This is a genomic window from Selenomonas sp. oral taxon 126 (assembly GCF_001683335.1).
GTDB lineage: Bacteria > Bacillota > Negativicutes > Selenomonadales > Selenomonadaceae > Centipeda.
Genome location: NZ_CP016201.1, coordinates 1,119,749 through 1,139,597, shown reverse-complemented (window position 1 = coordinate 1,139,597; position 19,849 = coordinate 1,119,749). Strand labels below are relative to the sequence as shown.

At 49.5% G+C, this 19,849-nt stretch carries 20 protein-coding genes; 18 read left to right on the top strand and 2 right to left on the bottom strand.

Annotated elements, in window-relative coordinates; translation table 11 throughout:
- The first annotated feature begins 213 nt into the window (after nucleotides 1-213).
- The 17 genes from AXF19_RS05085 to AXF19_RS05005 all read left to right on the top strand — a co-directional run bounded on the left by AXF19_RS05085 (nucleotide 214) and on the right by AXF19_RS05005 (nucleotide 16,540).
- Complete coding sequence (locus AXF19_RS05085) at nucleotides 214-918, top strand: type IV secretion system protein (protein ID WP_066845941.1); 705 nt, start codon at nucleotides 214-216, stop codon at nucleotides 916-918.
- A 12-nt stretch (nucleotides 919-930) separates the two neighbouring features.
- Nucleotides 931-1,758 carry a TrbG/VirB9 family P-type conjugative transfer protein gene (locus AXF19_RS05080; RefSeq protein WP_066845938.1) on the top strand — a complete coding sequence of 276 codons (828 nt, stop codon included), beginning with the start codon at nucleotides 931-933 and terminating at the stop codon, nucleotides 1,756-1,758.
- Nucleotides 1,758-3,062, top strand: a complete 1,305-nt coding sequence (locus tag AXF19_RS05075; protein ID WP_066845935.1) for a TrbI/VirB10 family protein — start codon at nucleotides 1,758-1,760, stop codon at nucleotides 3,060-3,062. Before AXF19_RS05080 ends, AXF19_RS05075 begins: the two co-directional genes overlap by 1 nt.
- Complete coding sequence (locus AXF19_RS05070) at nucleotides 2,965-5,442, top strand: type IV secretory system conjugative DNA transfer family protein (protein WP_237141698.1); 2,478 nt, start codon at nucleotides 2,965-2,967, stop codon at nucleotides 5,440-5,442. Before AXF19_RS05075 ends, AXF19_RS05070 begins: the two co-directional genes overlap by 98 nt.
- Nucleotides 5,391-5,819 carry a hypothetical protein gene (locus AXF19_RS05065; RefSeq protein WP_216634982.1) on the top strand — a complete coding sequence of 143 codons (429 nt, stop codon included), beginning with the start codon at nucleotides 5,391-5,393 and terminating at the stop codon, nucleotides 5,817-5,819. Before AXF19_RS05070 ends, AXF19_RS05065 begins: the two co-directional genes overlap by 52 nt.
- A complete protein-coding gene (locus AXF19_RS05060) occupies nucleotides 5,809-6,780 on the top strand; it encodes an ATPase, T2SS/T4P/T4SS family (RefSeq protein ID WP_066845930.1) in 972 nt (323 codons plus the stop codon). Before AXF19_RS05065 ends, AXF19_RS05060 begins: the two co-directional genes overlap by 11 nt.
- 11 nt (nucleotides 6,781-6,791) lie before the next feature.
- Entirely contained in the window at nucleotides 6,792-7,292 is a 501-nt protein-coding gene (locus AXF19_RS05055; protein ID WP_066845926.1) for a hypothetical protein, read from the top strand.
- 68 nt (nucleotides 7,293-7,360) lie between these two features.
- Nucleotides 7,361-7,783, top strand: a complete 423-nt coding sequence (locus AXF19_RS05050; protein WP_066845923.1) for a hypothetical protein — start codon at nucleotides 7,361-7,363, stop codon at nucleotides 7,781-7,783.
- A gap of 87 nt (nucleotides 7,784-7,870) precedes the next feature.
- A complete protein-coding gene (locus AXF19_RS05045; protein WP_066845921.1) occupies nucleotides 7,871-8,239 on the top strand; it encodes a hypothetical protein in 369 nt (122 codons plus the stop codon).
- 78 nt (nucleotides 8,240-8,317) lie between these two features.
- Nucleotides 8,318-8,701, top strand: coding sequence for a TrbC/VirB2 family protein (locus AXF19_RS05040; RefSeq protein WP_237141697.1), 384 nt, complete (start codon nucleotides 8,318-8,320; stop codon nucleotides 8,699-8,701).
- 1 nt (nucleotide 8,702) lies between these two features.
- On the top strand, nucleotides 8,703-8,966 hold the full coding sequence (locus AXF19_RS05035; protein WP_066845918.1) for a VirB3 family type IV secretion system protein: 264 nt from the start codon (nucleotides 8,703-8,705) through the stop codon (nucleotides 8,964-8,966).
- Between the two features lie 14 nt (nucleotides 8,967-8,980).
- Nucleotides 8,981-11,458 carry a TraG/VirB4 family ATPase gene (locus tag AXF19_RS05030; protein WP_066845915.1) on the top strand — a complete coding sequence of 826 codons (2,478 nt, stop codon included), beginning with the start codon at nucleotides 8,981-8,983 and terminating at the stop codon, nucleotides 11,456-11,458.
- A 60-nt stretch (nucleotides 11,459-11,518) separates the two neighbouring features.
- Entirely contained in the window at nucleotides 11,519-12,307 is a 789-nt protein-coding gene (locus tag AXF19_RS05025; protein ID WP_066845913.1) for a hypothetical protein, read from the top strand.
- A 1-nt stretch (nucleotide 12,308) separates the two neighbouring features.
- Nucleotides 12,309-13,472, top strand: coding sequence for a type IV secretion system protein (locus AXF19_RS05020; protein ID WP_066845910.1), 1,164 nt, complete (start codon nucleotides 12,309-12,311; stop codon nucleotides 13,470-13,472).
- The gene (locus AXF19_RS05015) at nucleotides 13,469-15,271 is read left to right on the top strand and encodes a transglycosylase SLT domain-containing protein (protein WP_066845907.1); all 1,803 of its coding nucleotides are present in this window, start codon (nucleotides 13,469-13,471) and stop codon (nucleotides 15,269-15,271) included. Before AXF19_RS05020 ends, AXF19_RS05015 begins: the two co-directional genes overlap by 4 nt.
- The gene (locus AXF19_RS05010) at nucleotides 15,261-15,785 is read left to right on the top strand and encodes a S26 family signal peptidase (RefSeq protein WP_066845904.1); all 525 of its coding nucleotides are present in this window, start codon (nucleotides 15,261-15,263) and stop codon (nucleotides 15,783-15,785) included. The genes AXF19_RS05015 and AXF19_RS05010 overlap by 11 nt, the downstream gene beginning before the upstream one ends.
- A complete protein-coding gene (locus tag AXF19_RS05005) occupies nucleotides 15,782-16,540 on the top strand; it encodes a hypothetical protein (RefSeq protein ID WP_066845901.1) in 759 nt (252 codons plus the stop codon). Before AXF19_RS05010 ends, AXF19_RS05005 begins: the two co-directional genes overlap by 4 nt.
- Before the next feature lie 36 nt (nucleotides 16,541-16,576).
- Here AXF19_RS05005 and AXF19_RS05000 read toward each other — a convergent pair whose 3' ends face one another.
- Nucleotides 16,577-17,041, bottom strand: coding sequence for a hypothetical protein (locus AXF19_RS05000; RefSeq protein ID WP_066845894.1), 465 nt, complete (start codon nucleotides 17,039-17,041; stop codon nucleotides 16,577-16,579).
- 4 nt (nucleotides 17,042-17,045) lie between these two features.
- A complete protein-coding gene (locus tag AXF19_RS04995) occupies nucleotides 17,046-17,624 on the bottom strand; it encodes a helix-turn-helix domain-containing protein (RefSeq protein ID WP_066845892.1) in 579 nt (192 codons plus the stop codon).
- Between the two features lie 67 nt (nucleotides 17,625-17,691).
- Here AXF19_RS04995 and AXF19_RS04990 point away from each other — a divergent pair, with 67 nt between their 5' ends.
- Nucleotides 17,692-19,824: a DNA topoisomerase 3 gene (locus tag AXF19_RS04990; protein ID WP_066845890.1), complete on the top strand. Its 2,133-nt coding sequence runs from the start codon at nucleotides 17,692-17,694 to the stop codon at nucleotides 19,822-19,824.
- The last annotated feature ends 25 nt before the right edge of the window (nucleotides 19,825-19,849 follow it).

The following is a 19,849-nucleotide window of genomic DNA, read 5'->3' as shown; positions in this document are numbered from 1 at the left end:
TTCTGTAAATGCGCATTCCTTTTTCTGTTATCGGCATAATATCATATTACTTTCTTTTAGGCAATATCTATCTAAAACTCACTTTCTATTTTCTTGCATTTAGCACTGTAAATAATAATTAAATACCGCACATAATATCTATAATTGACCGTTTATCTGTTTACATAAAATCTTATATATGATAAAATTTATGAAAAGGAGGTGATAGAACGCATGGAACAACAGGAAAGATTTTATCCAAAAGGCAAAGCGACAGATGTATTTGATCGCGGTGCCGCAAAACGCTTCCAGACGGATTTATACAATCTTGCATTGGATAAAGACGTTGCCAAAAAGAGGAATCTTCTCTATATGGCACTGCTTGCCCTATGTGTTGTTGCTATGGTTTTTGTCGTGACAACAGCGAACTTTAAGACCTATGTCGTTCGTGTGGATAACGCTACGGGACAGGTGGAAGCCGGAGGCGAGCTGAAAGCGACGAATTACAATCCGCAGGAAGCAGAGGTGCGTGCGTTTCTCGTACAGTTCATTCGAGATACAAGGACGGTACCGCTTGATCCGGTGCAGTATAAGACGAACTGGGCACACGCACAACATTTTTTGACGCAGGAAGCGGCGAACAAATTAAACGCCATATTGCAGACGGACAATCCTGCATCGAAGTTTGGCAGAGCGACAGTACAGCCGACGATCCGATCCATTCAGGCGCAGCCGGGATCACCGGCAACGTATCAGGTGCGCTGGGTAGAAGATGAATTTGCACTAAGCGGGAATGCCACAGGTGTGAAAACAAGCTATACAGCACTGCTTTCGGTTGTGCTTGATCCGCCAAAGAAAGAGGAAGAGCTGCTTATCAATCCGCTCGGACTCAAGATTAAGGATTTGACAATCACGAAAGAGATGGAAGAAAGGAAGTAAGGGGGTGACATTGTGAAACTGAGGCGTAAGGTGAAAAATGCCTTTTTGGTCGTGGGTGCAGCCTCTTTCGCTGCCATGCCCCTAACGGTATCTGCCTCAATACATACGACTGCTGAGGCATGGCATACAGAATCATGCTTAGAGTACATATATAACTACGATGGCGTGTATGAAGTTTTTGCACGAAAGGGATATGTCGTAGATATTACGCTCAAGGCGGGAGAAGAAATCAACGGCGTTATTGCGGGAGATACCGCACGCTGGATGATTGAGACGGCGGTAATCGGAAGCACGCCGCACGTATTCATCAAGCCCATTGTAGACGACGTGACAACGAACTTTGTCATCTACACACAGAATCGTGCGTATCATCTTTTGTTGTCGGAGCAAGAGAACTATACGCCGATTATTTGCTGGAACTATCCTGAAAACGTATATCCCCCGGTGGAGGTGACACCGGAGCAGGAAGTATTCAATGAAATATTCACGGAGCAGGTTGATGGTCGGAGTGTTTATAAGGCGCTGCATCGTGACTATGAGTTTAAGGGCAGTAAGCGTGCGGATGAAGGGCTGTTCCCTCTCGAAGTTTTCGATGACGGAACACGGACGTACATCAAATTGGGCAAGGGCAATAAGTATGATCTGCCTGTCCTGTATCGGGTAGAAGATAAGAACAAGGGCAAGCTGACCCTTGTGAATTATCGTGTCCGGCACGGGTATATCATTGCTGATCGCGTATTTGACCACGCGCGGCTCAAATATTCAGATCGCGAATACGTTGACATATTGCCCAAAAAAGATGATCCAGCAAAAGAGGATAAGGCGGTGAAACACAAGTGATGGGGTTTGATATTCAGAAGCTCAAGCAGAAGTTCTTTCATAGAGAATCTGATTTTCCAAATGAAGAGGATTTTGTAGAAGAACCTCCATATTCTGCCGGCGATATTTCGTATGATGATACAGACCCGGCGGAACGTGCCAAAACAGTGAAGAAAAAGCTCGTCATGGCAGGTGTAGGAGCTGTCGCTATTTTTGCCACTGCATCTGTAGCGAGCAACGTGTTGTTCAGCAGCAGCGGAGTAGAGGAAAAAACGCAGCAGCAAACGGGACCGACGGCAACTGTGACTGCCGGAACCCCTGCCGATGCCTTCCCTGCCAAATATTCAGAGATTGCGCAAGCACAACAAGGAAAACAGCAGACGAATGGACACAGCCATGAGCCTGGCAGTGATATGCGTAATCCACAGCCGGAAGGTACACCACAATCGCCTCCTGTGCGCGTGGAAACCGTACCCGCAGGGGCAACACCTTCTGCGCCGGTTATGCAGACAATCGACACCGATGCTGCAAGTCGTGCACAGGCAGCTGAACAAGCTGCGCAGCAGGAGGCAAAGGAGCGCGCCCTTATTGATGGCAGCGCACTTGCTTTCCAGATTGCAAAAGCAATCGCAGACGGTACACCGATCGCCGCTATACAACCGATTGGAAATGCAGCGGTCAACAACGGTAGTACCGTACAAAATGTCAGCTATTCTCCTCCATCTCTCCCTGTCCAAAATGGAGGCGGTGGCTATGTATTGAACGCGGGGTCTGTCATTCAGGCGACGCTGCTTACCGGTGTCACAAGCAATGTCCCGAACGGGGATGTTGTGGCGCAAGTGCGACAGGATATTTATGACAGCCTCACGGGCCAATATTTGCTGATTCCACAGGGTAGCCGTCTGATTGGGAAAACTGCGCTTGCAGGAGGCAAACGCATAGGTGTCGTTTTTCAGCGAATCATCCTGCCTAACGGAGCGTCACTTACCCTTCCGGATCAGCAAGCGATCGATGGCGTAGGTTATCCCGGATTGGTGGATAAATATGACGATCATCGCGGGTCGATTTATCGCGCAGGTTTCATCACGGCACTGCTTGGAGCGGGCATGCAGAGTCTGACGGGCAATACATCAGGTACGGATAACCGCAGTCCCGGCGAAGAAGCCGTATCGGGCGCAGTCGCCTCCATTCTTCGTACCGGGCAGCAGCTTATTGCCAAAGATGTAGATGCACAACCGACGATCGAGATTACGCCCGGCTATCAGTTCAGCGTATTCATCAATCAAGACCTTTCGATTGGCGCGTACGAGTACAGCAATGAATAACTTTGTGCGCGTCTATATCTTTCTGATGTCGTTGCTGATCGGCGCATGGATGGCAACGCAGAAGCTCGCAGAAATGCTTGCGTATAATCCTCGTCTCGGCACGCCGTTCTTCTTCCAAGGAAAACCGTACTATATGCCGTGGGATTATGTGAAGTGGTATTTTCAATTCAACGATGAGATACCGCTCGCATTCAAGGAAACCAATCTATATATCCTTGGTGCTGTCGTCCTTGCCCTTATCATCCTTATACTCACTCTGCCAAAGAAACAGGATGATTCACACGGTAGTGCCCGTTGGGGTACATACGAAGACCTTGCGAAGATGGAGCTGATCAGCGCGGGCGGCGTTGTTGTCGGACAGCGTGATAATGCGTTCATCCGCGCTGTGACAGGGCTTATGCGCAGGTTGGATACACTGCAAAAAGAAAAGGTCGCCTATGCAGAAATGGGGTTCGAGCGACGCCAGGACAAAAAGAAGGACGCTCTGATGAACCGGATCACGCATATTTCACAGCAACTTGCGGATGAAGATGTATCAACTGAAGATCAGAAGAAACTGATGCAGCAGCGTTCCGTATTGGAAGAAGAATTGCAGCGCATACAGAGCTATGATCCGAAGGATGATTTATTCACGGTTTATCCGTTCGTAGCCCTCTACAAGCGGATCGTGAAATTTCACGCTAAAATCGCACATTTCTACCTGCGCGACAATTCCAATAAACATCTTGCCGTCATTGCGCCCACACGCAGCGGAAAAGGCGTCGGACTCATTATTCCCACGCTCCTGGGCGGTTGGAAATCCTCGGTCATTGTCAATGACATCAAATCCGAAAACTGGGGCGTTACTGCGGGTTTTCGTAAGCGCATGGGGCATACTGTCATCAAGTTTGAACCAACGGCGACGGATGGGAGTACAGCACGCTGGAATCCACTTGACGAGATTCCGATCGGCACGCCGGAAGAAGTGTCGGCTGCGCAGAATCTTGCCTACACGCTGGCAGACTATGAAGGAAAGGGGAAACTTGATCATTGGGGAAGCAATGCTGCCGTTGTCATAACGACCGTCATCCTGCATCTCAAATATGCGCACTTTTCTGATCCTGAGCATTATCCGCACCCGCCGACACTCTATGATGTTGCGTCCTTCATGAAGTCCAATACCGTAGGGATGGTCGATGATGAAGGGAATCCTGTCTATGAATGGGTTGATGCGGACGGCAATGCCTATGACAATCCCACCGAAGGTGCTGAGAAAATGCAGAAACTCGAGATCAAGGGATTCGTGGAATCCCTTGAGGACATGATGAATTTCGAGCATGTCCCTGACGATGGCATTGAGATACGTGAGTGGGATCGCGAGCAAGGCGGTTACGTCAGTCGCAGATATACGCCGGAGGATATGCGAAACATGTACCCGCTGGCATCCACGCTGGACGATTCCCCCAATATGCACCCGATCATCTGTCAAAACTTCCGCGAGATTGCCGCAAAGCCGGACAATGAATGCGGCAGCATCGTTTCCACCGCGAATACCGCCCTCAAGGAGTACCTTGATCCGACGCTTGCACGCAATACTTCCGTCAGCGACTTTTGTGTCGATGACCTGATGAATTACAAACGACCTGTGTCGCTTTATCTGGTCACACCGCCGTCCGACCTCTTGCGTCTTGCGCCGATCTTCCGGCTCTTCTTTGAAATGATGGTCAAACACCATGCAAAGAAGATAGGCACGTATGAAGGCGGTAAAGCGAAGACAATTTACAAGCACAAATGCCTGTTCCTGATGGATGAATTTTCGTCTCTGGGAAATCTGAAGTCCTTTGCCTCTACCCTCTCCTACATTGCCGGATATGGCATGAAGGTGTTCCTCATCAATCAGGGCTTGCCGCAGATCAATGATATATACGGCAAGGACAATCAAATTTTGATGAACTGTCACTTGCAGATTTTTTACGCACCGAATGACAACGACACCGCAAAATATGCGGAATCACTTCTTGGCAATAAGACAATCACCGTTGAAAGTGTCTCGGACAGCGGTTTTCTCTCGAAGAAGAGTTATTCAAAGTCGCAGACAGGCCGGGCACTTATGACCGCCGATGAGATTAAGCGTCTTGGCGATCAGGAGATTATCGTTGCAAGCGGCAGCCCGCCGATTCTGACGGACAAGGTGAAGTATTACGAGAGCGGCTATTTCCTTTCGCGGCTCTATGATGCTCCTGCCGCAAGTGACATCATCCGTAACCATCCATATCCTGAGCGCGATATGCTGCTTGCCAAAGGACAGAAAAGCAGCGCAAAACCAAAATTCCCGGCGTTCCGCCCACAATGGATTGGAAATGGCGTCACCGATGCCGGTACGGTAGTAAGAAAGGAGTAAATATGGCGTCATTAAAGCAGATGGAAAAACGCTGGGAGAACCTGCGCAGAAAGCAGGAAGCGCTTCAACAGGAAATGAAAAAGACGAAGCGCAACATGGAGGTGCAGCGAACCAATGATATTGGTCGGATCATCCGAAAAACAGGCTTCCCTGTGCACAATATGGCAATCCTGATCGGTGCGCTTGTCCATGCCAAAGAACGCATTGATGCGGGCGATCATCAGACAATGGATCAGTACATCAGCTGCTATACGCGATTTCAAGCGGAGCATCCGGATGCGGGCTTAGACGATTTCATGGAAGAAGCTGCGGTGCAGCAGGAAGAAATACCGGAATCTCTCGGTTCTGAGGGTGGTGAGGAGACCAATGGGGAGTGAAAACCCGAACTTTGATGTTGTGCTTGGTGTGGATGCCGTAAAGCTCATGCAGCGCGATGACATTACAGAGCTTTATATCAATGACGATGGGAAAATATGGTACAACTCTCACATTGAGGGGAAGGTGAAAACAGAAATATATCTAACGCCCGGCAAAGCACAGGCAATCATTGAACTGGCTGCGGGACAGGCGGGAAAGGTCGTCAATGAAGATATTCCGTCCATATCGGTTGAGATTCAAGGATATGGTGCCCGTTTTCAGGGCGAGATTCCCCCGATCGTGCGGAATCCACAGTTCAACATCCGAAAAAAAGCCGTGAAAATCTTTACATTTCAAGAATATGTGGAGACAGGCTTTATGTCTGAGAAATATAAGCACTTTCTCGAAGACAGCATTCAGGCTCGTAAAAACATCCTGGTCGCCGGAGGAACGGGAACAGGAAAGACAACCTTCCTGAATGCGATTCTTGCCGCGATTGCTGCCATATCCCCGTACCATCGGCTGATCTCACTGGAAGACTTGCCGGAACTGCAATGTCCGGCAGAGGATTACAGCCCGATGTTTACGAAGCAGGATACCGGTGACAGCAAAATCCGCTATAACATGACCCGTCTTCTCGCAGACTGTATGCGACGTTCACCGGATCGTATCATCGTAGGAGAGGTGCGCGACGGTGCTGCCTATACCATGCTCAAAGCATGGAATACCGGTCATCCCGGGGGTGCTTGTACGGTTCATGCAGACGACGCCGAAAAGGGGCTTACCCGCATCAAATCACTTGCGCAAGAAGACAGCACTGCTGGTGATGTGAAGGAACTCATCGGCGAGGCAATCGATGTTGTTGTTGTAATCCAGCACGTTGAACTGCCGGACGGGCGTAAAAGCCGCATAGTCAGTGACATCATCGAAGTGGAATCCTATGACCCGGTGCGCCAGCAGTATAACATCCGTCATGTATAAAGGAGGCTCCTATGGAACTCTATGATATGGTCGATGGCTATTATCAAGACATCGCGGACGGGATTACACGGGCAGAACCGCATGAAAATGAACCGGACTATGGATTTGAAGAAGTTCGGCAAGCAGCCGATGCACTTCAAGCTGAAATGCGGGATTTTCGTTTAGAGGAAGAGCGTGATGAGGCTTCGCCGGAGACATGGGCAGAATACAAGTCGATGCACAACGCCATTCAAGACAGCCTATATCGGATTGGCAGCAGCCGCCGAACAAAGCAGTCGGAGCTTGTGATTCGAGGCGAATCTGCTCATGCAGCAGCGACGCTTCGGAATGCCGGCAGATTTTTTCGACGAGAGCGGGCACGGCTTGCCAAACAGGCAGACGTGCAGCAGACTCTTCCCGAAAAACAACGGCAAGAGCGGCAAAAATGGCAGCTGAGAAAAGCCGTTAAACGTAGAATTGCCCGCAAGGCAAAAATCAATCGAAGAGGCAATGATAAAGGTCGTTTTCGATAAGGTGCGTATGCGCTTTAAGAAAATATAGCGGAGGTGTCCATTATGGACACCTTGAAGGAGGCACCGAAATGGAAGATCATGCAGATTCCGGATGGGAAGAGGAATTGGATGAAAACTTAATCCGTGCATTGGATGAAGCCTACTGTCAAGACCTGCAATCCTGCATGAAGGATGTGGAACCGGCACCCAATGAACGGGATTGTGGTTTTGAAAAAGTACAGCAAGAGGCAACCGTTTTACAGGCAGAAATGAGTAAGTTCCGCGCAGAAGAGCGCATAAACGGTGTATCGCCGCAGACGTGGGAGGGCTATGACCCCAAACACGCAGCAATAAAGGAGAACCTTCAGGAAGTTGGCAAGGCTCGTCGCAGCAGGCAGCCAGAGGAGATTATACGCGAGGCATCTGCGCGCGCATCAGAATCCTTCCGAAATGCCAGTGACTTTTTTCGCAAGGAACGGGAACAGCTTGTTCAGAGGGAACAAAAGTATTAACAAGAGATTGCTGCATTGAAGAAACAGCTTCAAGAAATGCGCTCTATGCCTCCTGGACAAAACAACAGAGAGATGGAAGCGTGCTTCTTGAGCGGCATGAGATTCTTCCGTGCACTGGAACAGGAGCGTGCCGCAGCCAGAAAAGAATCCCCCGCGCGTGAGGCAAAACTCTTTGCACATACGCGCGAGGTAGTCAGCGGCGTATATCAGGACATCAAAGCCGCGCCCGGGCAAATTCGCGCCGCAATCAAGGAAAAAGCGGATCGGGCGGTGGATGCTGCGGTGCAGCGTGTTGCAGGTGTCTTCGACAAGGCAATTATCCATTTGGATCAGCGCAGACAGGAAGTGCTTGCATACTCTCCGATCGAAAAGAAGAGTCGGAAAGCCGTCAAGCGCAGGATTGCTTACAATCCAAAGAAGAAGGAAAAAATCAATGAAAAAGGTCGTTTTCGATAAGGCATATATGTGCCTTGAGAAAATATAGGGGATGTGTCCATTATGGACACCTGTTTCAGTTCAAGGGAGGAGCTATCAATGAAAAGCATTATGAAAAACATGGGCAAAAACATTGCGGAAAAAGCCTTCAGTGCGGGCGTGGGCTGGTATTTGATGAGCAGTAAGGCGTTTGCATCTGGTGTTTCCGCGCTGAAGCAAGGGGGCGCGGGCACTATTGACATTCAATGGCCGTGGATGAAATTTTTCAACTCGCTCGCGGATAACCTTACGGGGCCGCTGCCTATGGTGCTTGGCGTCATGGGGATTGTCGGTGCTGCTATCGCGCTCTTTTCAGGACACAGCGGCGGCGGGACGCAGAAATTCATCCTGCTCATCTTCGCTATCTCGATCTGCCTGTTTGCCGTAAACTTCGTCAATGCGATTTCGGAATCGGCGGGCGGTCTTACGATTATGGGGTTGTGAGATGGAAAAAAATCTGCCGGAAGGCTACGAGATTCCCATTCATCGATCTCTGGTTGCACCACTCTACTGGATGGGGATTCCACGCAATCTATTCATCGGTGAAATTGTATTCGCTGTTCTCGGTGGGTTGATCTTCAAGACGTTTACCGTCATTATAATCGCCGCTATTGCGCATTACATCTTTCGTTTTCTCGGACAGCAGGACGCACAATTCCATGAAGTTTTTTGGCATTCGCGCCAGCATAAGAACTTCTATTATCGGTAGAAGGAGGGGGAATTTTGTTCGGCTTTGGAAAGAGGAAAAAGGCGTTCTCGCAGGAAGTCGGAGCTTTTGCCGAAAAGCCCCGGCTGCAATACCTGCTGCCGGGGGCGTTTGTAGACTCTGAAACAGGTATTGTGCATGGAAAAGATCATTCCATGCTTGCCGTCTATGAGTTTCGGGGGCCGGATATGGAGAGTGCCACGGCTCTTGATCTCGTTCAGTACAACGCCGCCCTGAACAACGTCATCAAGACGCTTCCGACCGGCTATGTTCTGTATTTTGAAGCGCAGCGCAGACTCTCCACAGAGTATGATGCCTCGGAGGTTGATATTCCGATCATCCAAAAGATGGAAAATGATCGCCGTGCATATTATGCGGAGCAGACGCATTTCGAGACGCGCTATTACTTTACCGTCTATCTTGAACCGCCGCAGCTGATTAAGTCCAGGCTTACGGATGCGTTCATCGCCGATGCGAAGAGCGAAGGGAAAAGCGCGGACATGCGTCTCTACGTCGAAGTCGTTGAGAAGTTTATTGCCAACGTCAATCTCATCGGCGATATGCTGAAATCGTGGTTTCCCGATCTGCGGCCGCTCTCGGCAGAAGAGGTTGTCACCTTTCTACATACGACCATATCAGACAAGAATCATCGTGTCCGCGTGAATCCGCAGTATTACATCACGGATTATATCTGTGATGCGGATGTTCTGGGCGGCCGGGAAATGAAGCTGGGCGACAATCACATGAGAGTTGTCACGATCCTTGATTTCCCGCCGATGTCCGAACCAGGTGTATTTGATGTGTTTGACGGCATGGATCTGGAATATCGCTGGGTATCACGCTTCATCTGCCTGTCCAAAATGGACGCACAAAAAGAACTGAAGGACTATCGGCAACGGTGGAATCAGCAAATCAAGTCATTCTGGACGCAGGTGCGTGAAGCACTTACAAAAGAACATCTGGAAGACGATCTTGACGAGACGGCAGCATTCAACCGCGATGATGCGGGCGTTGCCTTGCAGGAGCTTGGGCAGGATTATGTAAGCTACGGATATTACACAATGACGATGGTCGTCTTTGACAAGGACGCACAACGGTGCAATGAGAAGGCGAACCGTATTCTTGAGGCGATCAACTCCCTCGGATATACGGGCTACATCGAAACAGACAACAGCATGGAAGCATGGTGGGGGTCGATTCCTGGATGCTATCGGGCGAATATTCGCCGTCCGATTATCAGCAGCCTAAATTTTTGTCACCTCGCCCCGGTCACGGCGACGTGGCCGGGTGACAAACGGAACGACTATCTCAAGGGGCCGGTATTACTCTACACTGATACATCAGGCTATACGCCGTTTCGGCTTTCCCTGCATGTCGGGGAAGTTGGTCATACAATGGTTGTGGGGCCGTCTGGATCGGGAAAATCCGTCTTCCTCAATACTATTGAAGCGCATTTTCTCAAATATCCGAACAGCAACGTCTTCATCTTTGACAAGGCGGCATCCAGCCGCGCACTTACCCTTGCTGTCGGAGGAAATTTTTACAACATTGCCAGTGAAGACGAGGGAGAGCTGTCTTTTCAGCCGCTCGCAGATATTCACTATGACCATGAAGCGAAATGGGCAAAAGAGTGGATCATTGCCTATCTTGAACAGCGCAATGTCAAGATCACGCCGGCAAAGGATAATTTTGTCTGGAAGGCATTGCTGTCCCTACAAGAGTTTCCGGTCGAACGGCGCACCTTGTCCAGTTTCTGCGAACTTGTGCAGGATCAGGAGATTCGGCAAACCTTGGAAGCTCTCACGATGAAGGGAAGTCACGGAAAACTCTTTGACAACAGCAAAGATGTATCCGGGACGGGGTTTTGGCAGGTATACGAAATGGAAACGCTTATGGCGACGCCCTCCATCGTCCCCGCAACGCTGGAATACCTGTTTCATCGGATCGAATCTAAGATTCGCAGTGCAAAAGGGCCTTCCATTATCGTTCTGGATGAGTGCTGGCTTTTCTTTGATAACCCAATCTTCAAAGAAAAACTGCGCGAATACTTTAAGGATATGCGTAAGAAGAATACGAGCATTATCTTCGCAACGCAGAATCTGTCCGACCTTGCGAATAAGCCGGAACTCCTGCATACCGTTATGGAGAATTGCCCGAACCGCGTGTATCTGCCGAACAAACAGGCAAGCACGAAACAGAGCAAGGAACTCTATACGATGTTTAACTGCAACGACCGTCAGGTGGAAATCATCGCCAATATGACGCCGAAGCAGGATTACTACTATTCGAGCGAAAAGGGCAATCGGATTTTTCGGCTTGCCCTACGTCCGATTGAAATTCCGTTCGTCACGGCTACATCGAAGAATGACCAGCAAGCAATCGATCAGATTCTTGCAGCCATGCGCAAGGATTCTTTTATCGAAGATTGGTTGACTTACAAAAACGCCGAAGATGAGTTGATCGATTACAAGGAGAATTATGCACGGTGCTCATAATGAACACCAAGACAAGGGTGTCCATTATGGACACCTTTGACATAGGAAGGAGCGAACATCATGAAAAAGATAGCAACAGCCCTCTTGATCGCGGTCAGTATCGCTGCCGCCCCTTTGCGTGCATCCGCAGCAATCCCGGTCGTTGACGTGGAAAATATTGCGCAGCAGCTCAAAACGTATCTTGAAACCGTAAAGCTCGTCACCAACACGGCAGAGCAGATTCAGATGCAGCTTTTGGAACTGAAAAGTCTGCCGGAACGTTTGATTACGAAATATAAGAACGAGCTGCTTGCCAGCGTGAACAAGGCAATCGATCACGCAAAGAAAACAGGTGTTTTGGTCGATGAAGCGGAGTGGAAACAACTCTGGAACGAGCGCTTCCCGGCTATCCTTTCCGGAGAACTCGCACAAACGGCAAAGTTGGAACGCAGCGTAGAATCTACGATGCAAGCCTTGCAGTCCTTGCAGAATCAGAAGGATGTTACCGCTTATCACAATCTTATGAAGGAACTCCAGGAATCACAGAAACGGCTGCAAGAGCTGCTCGAACTCAACAAATCGCCGGAAGGGGCAAAGCAAGCCGCACAGATCGCAAATGAAATCGCCGTTGAAAAGGCGCACATCGACACCATTAAAACATCCATTCAAGCAATCAGTGCGCAGAATCAGGTCATGGAGTCACAGCGTCAGATCGTCAAGGAACAAAACGAACAGGCAGTAGCACAAGCGATGGCAGATGCTACGGAGGCGACATTAAAGAAAATGCACAAAGAGGCTGCGGCAATTCAGGGAACACCGATCGGGCAGGATAATCCCTGGGCAAAAGTAAGACAGAACAGCTGGTGGTAAGATGGAATTTGGAAGTACAACATTCCTTGACTCTCTGCTGAAGTTTTTTCAAGATCACTGCATATTAGGCTATCAGGCACTTGCACCTCATGCGTTCGAGCTTATCACTGTACTTGCCGTCATTGATATATGTATCACATGGACGCTGTACAGTGGTGAGCTGCGCATGTCGAAAATCATAAGCAGGGTCATGAAGATTAGCTTCTTCATGTTTTTTATCTTGAATTTCGATCAGATCAACTATGCCATTTTACAGTCATTTCAGTTTGCAGGTATAACAGCATCCGGTGGGACAATGGAAACTGTGCCTTTAACACCGTCACAGATCATGGATAAGGGGTTTGAAGCTTGCGAGTCCACATTGACTTACATGATGGATCACAAACTCAGTGTTTTGGGGCCGGGGCTTGTAATGTATAGCACTTATATCTTTGTAACTTTGAGCGCGTTCTTTTTTATGGCGTTTCAGGTACTCATTACAAAGATTGAGTTTAACGTATTCGCCACACTGGCTGTGATTCTTATTCCATTCGGTGTACTGAAGCAAACGCAATTCCTTTTTCAACGCACGTTGTCTGCGGTCATCGCCTATGGCGTCAAACTGATGGTTATGACATTTATCCTAGGGCTTTTTATTGCACTCTTTGATAAGTCCGGCGGGATTCCCGGATGGACACCGGAAAGCGGAGCAAATTTTGGGGAAATGCTGCAATACGCACTTTCCTATGCGGCGATGGCTTTTCTCATGTGGCAGCTGCCCAATCTTGCTGCCGGCTTTATGAACGGGCAACCCTCTCTTGAGGGTCAACAAGCAATCAGCGGAGCAAAGCAGATCGGAACGACAGTCGCTGCATTGGCTGCTATGCCCTTCACAGGCGGCACTTCTGCGGCGGCTGCCGGCAAGGGCGCGATGGCCGCGAAGGCTGGATCGGCCATGAGTACAAGGACAGCCGCACGCGGAGCAAGTAAATCCGTTGCACGAAAATCCTTTTCCAACAGTAATGTCGGAAAAAACTTAATCAAAGGAACGGCAGTAGGCGGAAGTGGAGGCGGAAATTCCGGAAGCGGTAACAGCGGTAGAGGAAGTGGCGGTAATAGTAGTGGAGGAAACAGCGGCAGCAATAACAGCAGCGGAGGAAATAGCGGCAGCGGGTCACATCCATGAAACGCTTGTGTATTGCTATTATAGCCGTTCTGCTCCTACTCCCTTCGGCAGCAATGGCTATGCCGCCGTTTCCCGGCGGTGCTGTTACATCACCGTTTGGAGAGCGTGATGCGGGCGGTGCGGCAAGTAAGTTTCACAGAGGAATTGACATCGGCACAGAGTCCGGCACGCCGATCCATGCGCCGTTCAATGGATATGTTGAACATGGCGCAGGTGACGGCTTTATTTACTGGGTTGAGATTCGCACGCCAGAAGGGGGCAGCCTCCTTTTTGGCGACTGTGCAGAGGCAACAATGGGCTGCGCCGTGGGATATGTTGCTGAGGGAACTGTGATTGGTTATACGGGCGGGGACGCCTATGATGGGCCTCTTGGGTATTCCTCGGGACCGCACAGTCACGTCGAATACCGTTTGAATGGAACACATGGCTCTCAAATCGATCCTGTCCCCTACCTCCAATCCCTTGGTGTCGATCTGTCCGGCAATGTTGTCGGCGCTGGTGGTGGCGCGGCGATGGATAATGCTGTGATTCCGTGGGGCATCGAATCCATGCAGAAGATTGGCGAATCAATCAACGGCTTCATGGAATATCTTGTTGAGATGATCGGCAAGTCATATAACCTGCTCCAAGAGGCAGGGCTTGCCCTCCTGTTTGTTCTCTGTGTGATTGATCTCGCTTTGCCGATCCTGACGGCAGGACTCGAGTTTTCGCTTCCGCAGCTGGCAGGAAAATTTGTCAAGTACGGTCTTCTCTATGTGATACTGCTCAATTGGCAGATGATCGTCAACGATTTCTTCCTCGCATTCGTGTCCAGCGTCTCAGGGACGTTCGTTGGCGATCCGTCTGTTATCGAACAGAATGTATCACAGCCGCAGCTTCTTGTGCAAAAGTCGATTGCGATGATGAATCCGGCACTCAACAAGATTGCTTCGTTTGGCACGTTTGAATTTACGTACAATCTAAGCAACATCATTGTTATATGGATTTCATCGTATTTCGTCATCGGCACATTCTTTGTGCTCGCCTGTTATGTCATGGTTGTGTATGTCGAATTCTATTTGGCTGCGATGATTGCCGTGTTCACTCTTCCCTTTACCGCTTTTGGTTTCACAAAATTTGTCGCGGAAGGATCGCTGGGCGGCGTTGTATCCAATACCATCAAGCTGGCTCTGGTATCAATCATGGTCGGTCTCTGCGTGTTTTGCGTCAAAGATGCCACTGTCCCAAAGGATCTCTTCGACGCGGAGCTTCCGGGGCAGGTGCAGATGGGAGGCAACGGCGGCATAACCGGGCCGCCGGAATACATCGCTATGGCAACGGCAGCCGCACAGAAATACGGTGTCCCTGTGAATCTCTTCCTTGCACAGATTCAGCTGGAATCCAACTGGAATCCGAATGCCGTAAGTGAAGCGGGTGCACTAGGAATCGCACAATTTACGCCGGAAACAGCAGCAGGATGGGGGATTGACCCGCTCAATCCGGAGCAAGCCCTTGACGCCTCCGCACACTATATGAAAAATCTGTATGAGATGTTTGGAGACTGGAACTATGCCCTTGCTGGGTATAACGGCGGGCCATACAGTATCGAGCGCGGAGAGCCGCTGCCGGCATGGGCGAACAAGTATATCAATCTGGTCTATCAACGTATGTCCGGCTCGTATGTTGCAAAGGCATCCATCACAACGGAGCAAAGCGTCAAGCATTTGCTCATGTGTGTCGGTCTGATTGCCCTTGCCGTCCTTACGATGCGCATACCGAAGGTATTCATGCGGTCGCTGGGAGGACGTTATGAACTTTAGAGAGCAGCGCAAATCTAAAATCTTTGTTCTATCCGTGATTTTTCTCACCCTGATCGGGAGTGTTCTGTATTTCGTCTGCGGAAAGCTCCTATACTGCAACATGACCGATTCTGCTGTCAGAGGGCTTTATGCCGCTGCACCGAATCAAAACCTTGCGCGGGGGGATTATGTCATCGTACGTCTGCCGGAGGGAATCGAGAGTCTGCATGTTGATGCGGGCTTTCGACTCCTCAAACGCGTACGAGGCTTCCCCGGTGAATCCTATACCGTTGATGAGGAGTATTTACGAACGCATGACGACAGCTACAGAATCTATCATAAAGATGGATTGCCGCAGCTGGAAGCGGGGACGTACACCATTCCGGACGGGACGCTGTTACTCCTTAATGACACCGATGATTCCTTTGATTCGCGGTATCTTGGGGCAATCGAGTCATCGCAGATCGACAAGAAGGTATTCCTGTTGTTGTCGTATGAACCATTTTTGAAGCTCATAGGGAGGGGTAAGATATGAGGAAACATCTGATATGTGCAGCCGTCCTTGTCAGTGTGATTGGTGCTTCTCCCCCTGCGTATGCGTGGGGATGGGACGATATAATAAGACCGGGGTCAGACGTTATCGACCTAAAGCGTTTGGCAGACAGCGTTCGAGAGACAATACAGACGGTGGAAGCACTCCGGAATGAGGTCAAGAAGCTCCAAAACCAAATTCAGGCAATGCGTAAGATTGATCTTTATCCCCGTGAAATGGAAGCCGCGATCAAAAATGCACTGCAATTTCCGGACATGAAGACAATTTTTGATTTTCGGGATACCTACAAGCCGCTGGAAGACTTCTATCATGAAACAGTCGATGCGTACAAAAAGGGCATCGATCCAACCACTGTCATACACACCTACCATTCCGCTGAGAACCTTGTCCAGCAAAACATCATTACAAAGATTATCCAGAATCAGACAGAGCGGCAAAAATTATCAGCTGCCATTGCAACGAGTGAGGATGACAGTCTGCTGAGTGAACAGCAAAAGGCGAATCAACTTGAAGCCTTGGACGCACTCGGCAGCATTGATGAGGCACACATGATTGGCACTTCCTACACGGCGGCCGTCAAAGATCAGGAGACGCAGCTCATTAAACGCAACATAGAGCGCGAATATGCAAATGCGCTCACGGTTTACCCATACGATCCCTACCATCCGACGGAATTTGACAAGAGGAACAACGCAAGCAAGAGTAAGGCATTCGGATTCCTGAAATTCGGACAATAAAAAGCAGGGCGTTCGCCCTGCCGATGCTGTCCATTTTCACTTAGAGGCTGCTGCGGCTTTCATCTTTTGCTCGCGCTCCTGCGCTTCTTCCGCATAGCTTTGATGCTTGACTTTTGATTTCGCAACTTTTTGCTCTGCTTGCTTCACACGGGATGCCCATTCCCCTGCATGTTGCCGATAGTCCTCCTTGATGCGTGCAAAGTCGTTATTCATTTCCGTTTTTGCCGTGGCATATTTTTCCATTTCGGCAATCTTTGCATCCATCTTTGGTACAAGCTCATCGTGTTTCCTCAATGCTTCTTCGTTGATCGCAAGGGTCGATTCCGTCCACTTGCCGTTGACGAGTTTTCGATCTTCCCCTGTCGTCAGCTCTAGGCGGGATATTTCTTCACGCATCTGCTGATACTCATTTTTTGCCGTATTGTACTTCTCTTCCTCGTTGCATCCGGCAGCGAGCAGAGAAATCAGGACGAGCATAACAAGCAAAATTTTTGACTTCATGACCTCAACTCCTTAACAGCAGTTCCATTGCTTTCCGCACAGCAGTGAGTTTATCCGGCGGCAGCCCCTCAAGAATCTTGTTGATCTTTTGCAGCTCATGGCTTCCGGCAACATGATCCAGTATGGCACGCGGGGGTAGAGAATCGGATTCCCCATAAAGAATCCAGTTCAGATGAAACCCCATTTTTCCAAGGGTGCAGAGTATCTCATAGGACGGCGTAGAGGCGTCCTTTTCGATTGCCGACATGGCAGACTGACTGATGCCGAGTTCCTTTGCAAACTCGCTCTGAGATTGCTTGAAATACGTCCGCATAACTCGCACGCGGCGGCCGATCGTATCCGGGGGCATTGCTTGTGCAGACAACTTGCTTTCCTGTTCAAGCAGGTTATTCCAGGTATCAATATCCAGATTGAAGAAATGGCGCAGCCGTTCAATCGTTTCCGGACGTGGAATGTCCTTGCTTGACTCAAGCAGTGAGATTTGCCGCTGTGACAGGTTCACCGCATCGGCGAGCTGCTTCTGCGTCAAATTACGTTCTTTGCGTAATTTGCGCAGCGTACCGGCAAAGCCCTCGATCGCCATGTACCCACCTCCTCTTAGGGAGATATTACCATATATCGGGTAAAAAGTAAATAGAAAGGAAGTCCCTATGAAGACTCTCTATATCGCCGAAAAGCCGGATATTGGAAGAACTCTTGCAACGTATCTGTGGAAGGATGACTGCAAGAAAGAAACTGGATATATCCGAAATGGAGATACCGCTGTCACATGGGCAATCGGTCATATCCTCATGCAAGGAACACCGGAAATGTACGGCGAGGAGTATAAAGTCTGGGCGAATTATCCCATCATCCCGCAACAGTGGATTACAAAGCCGTCAGCAAACACATCGAAGCAATTTGAGGTTGTCGCAAAACTCCTAAAAGATGCGGATGTTGTAATCCATGCGGGTGATCCGGATCGGGAGGGACAGCTTCTGATTGATGAGATACTGGACTACTGCAATTTCAAAGGCGAAGTTCGGCGTCTGCTCCTGAGTGCAAAGGATGACGAGAGCCTAAAACGAGCCTTTTCAGATATACGGGACAACAGTGAATTTGAAGGCCTGTATCACGCAGGACTTGCACGAACCCGCGCAGATTGGCTCATTGGCATGAATTTATCCCGTGCATATACAGTCAATGCGCGAAAATACGGCTATACTACAGTATTCCGCATTGGCCGCGTTAAGATTCCGACGCTTGCGCTCGTTGTGCAGCGTGAAAAAGAGATTCAACAGTTCAAGTCCCGGAAATTCTATGAATTGACGGGAACGTTTGAAAAAGACGGCATATCATTTACAGCAAAATATACACCGTCTGCCACAATTTCAACGGATGAAGAAGGGCACGTGCTCGATAAGAAGCTGCTTCAGGCGATAAAATTGAAGATCGACCATACGGATGATGTTGTTGTTTCTGATGTTGAAAAAAAGACGGTGACGCAGCAGCCCCCGCTGCCGTTTTCCCTGGATACACTGCAAATTGAGGCGAACAAGGTCTATGGACTCTCGCCGAAAGATACCTTAGATACGGTGCAGAGCCTATACGAGAAAAAGATTGTGTCCTACCCGCGATCAGACTGCAATTACATTCCGGCATCACAGCAAGGAGACGCCGACAAGATCATCGCTATGCTGGCATCCGGCAATGCGCTTGCGTCAATGACTGACGCGGCAGACCCCGGTATTTCCGGAAAAGCCTTTGACGATGCGAAAATCACGGCACATCACGCAATTATTCCCACGGGCGAAAAGCCGACCAACCTTACAGAGAACGAGCAAAATATCTTCGACATGATTGCCAAGCGGTATCTTGTCCAATTTTACAAGCCCTACGTCTTTGAGAAAACCAGTTTTAAGTTCTCCGTTGGCGATGAGATATTCGTTGGCAGCGGGCGCGAAATACTTGAACTCGGCTTTCGCGCCGTTGAAAAGGAAGATCAGGACACCAAAGAACCCGTTTTGAGCGTCCCTACACTCTCTGTAGGCGACCCAATCGGAAAACAGGGAACAAGTATCGCAGAGAAGAAAACGACCCCGCCAAAACGCTTTACAGAGGGAACGCTCATTGCGGCGATGACAAATATCTGGCGTTTCGTTGCTGCGGACAATCCGAACCGCGAAAAGCTGAAAGAAACAAAGGGGATCGGTACACCGGCGACACGGGACACCATCATTGCAGAGCTGCTTGCGACCGAAAACAAGGGCAAGCCGATTGAGGCGTGTCTTACGAAAAAGAAAAAAGAGTTGATCCCCACTGATTTTGGGATCAAACTCATCGAAAACGTCGATCCGTCACTCACGTTGCCGGATGCGACCGCAGAAATGGAATATGCCCTGTCCGAAATTGCGAGCGGCAAGAAAACAATGTCTGCGTACATTGATGAAATCATCGATGTAGTCAACGACAACATCCGCTTTGCTGAGACACGCGAATTTCCCTTTGTGGAATCAGAGGATGCCGTGATCTGCCCGATCTGTGGCAAGGGTACACTGCTCAAGAAATTCTCGCCGAAGCTGCAAAAGCATTTCTATATATGCAGCGATGAGGCATGTGTGCTGCCGGAAGACGGGCGAAAAATGTTCTATGAGGATGACAAGGGCAAACCGGTCATTGAGCATTGTCCGTCATGCCGCACTGTCTTGCGTCGTCTCAATGGGAAAAACGGCCCGTTTTGGCTCTGCGCAAAGTGCAGCAAGACCTACAACGACAAACATGGACACCCTGAACTGAAAAAGTGATTGTCCTGTTGAAAGGGGAATGATA

What these genes read in the sequence shown, in the direction of transcription:
- AXF19_RS05085 (WP_066845941.1), top strand. Translation starts at nt 214, where the DNA reads ATGGAACAACAGGAAAGATTTTATCCAAAAGGCAAAGCGACAGATGTA.
- AXF19_RS05075 (WP_066845935.1), top strand. Translation starts at nt 1,758, where the DNA reads ATGGGGTTTGATATTCAGAAGCTCAAGCAGAAGTTCTTTCATAGAGAA.
- AXF19_RS05070 (WP_237141698.1), top strand. Translation starts at nt 2,965, where the DNA reads ATGCACAACCGACGATCGAGATTACGCCCGGCTATCAGTTCAGCGTAT.
- AXF19_RS05065 (WP_216634982.1), top strand. Translation starts at nt 5,391, where the DNA reads ATGGATTGGAAATGGCGTCACCGATGCCGGTACGGTAGTAAGAAAGGA.
- AXF19_RS05060 (WP_066845930.1), top strand. Translation starts at nt 5,809, where the DNA reads ATGGGGAGTGAAAACCCGAACTTTGATGTTGTGCTTGGTGTGGATGCC.
- AXF19_RS05055 (WP_066845926.1), top strand. Translation starts at nt 6,792, where the DNA reads ATGGAACTCTATGATATGGTCGATGGCTATTATCAAGACATCGCGGAC.
- AXF19_RS05050 (WP_066845923.1), top strand. Translation starts at nt 7,361, where the DNA reads ATGGAAGATCATGCAGATTCCGGATGGGAAGAGGAATTGGATGAAAAC.
- AXF19_RS05040 (WP_237141697.1), top strand. Translation starts at nt 8,318, where the DNA reads ATGAAAAGCATTATGAAAAACATGGGCAAAAACATTGCGGAAAAAGCC.
- AXF19_RS05035 (WP_066845918.1), top strand. Translation starts at nt 8,703, where the DNA reads ATGGAAAAAAATCTGCCGGAAGGCTACGAGATTCCCATTCATCGATCT.
- AXF19_RS05025 (WP_066845913.1), top strand. Translation starts at nt 11,519, where the DNA reads ATGAAAAAGATAGCAACAGCCCTCTTGATCGCGGTCAGTATCGCTGCC.
- AXF19_RS05020 (WP_066845910.1), top strand. Translation starts at nt 12,309, where the DNA reads ATGGAATTTGGAAGTACAACATTCCTTGACTCTCTGCTGAAGTTTTTT.
- AXF19_RS05015 (WP_066845907.1), top strand. Translation starts at nt 13,469, where the DNA reads ATGAAACGCTTGTGTATTGCTATTATAGCCGTTCTGCTCCTACTCCCT.
- AXF19_RS05010 (WP_066845904.1), top strand. Translation starts at nt 15,261, where the DNA reads ATGAACTTTAGAGAGCAGCGCAAATCTAAAATCTTTGTTCTATCCGTG.
- AXF19_RS05005 (WP_066845901.1), top strand. Translation starts at nt 15,782, where the DNA reads ATGAGGAAACATCTGATATGTGCAGCCGTCCTTGTCAGTGTGATTGGT.
- AXF19_RS05000 (WP_066845894.1), bottom strand. Translation starts at nt 17,041, where the DNA reads ATGAAGTCAAAAATTTTGCTTGTTATGCTCGTCCTGATTTCTCTGCTC.
- AXF19_RS04995 (WP_066845892.1), bottom strand. Translation starts at nt 17,624, where the DNA reads ATGGCGATCGAGGGCTTTGCCGGTACGCTGCGCAAATTACGCAAAGAA.
- AXF19_RS04990 (WP_066845890.1), top strand. Translation starts at nt 17,692, where the DNA reads ATGAAGACTCTCTATATCGCCGAAAAGCCGGATATTGGAAGAACTCTT.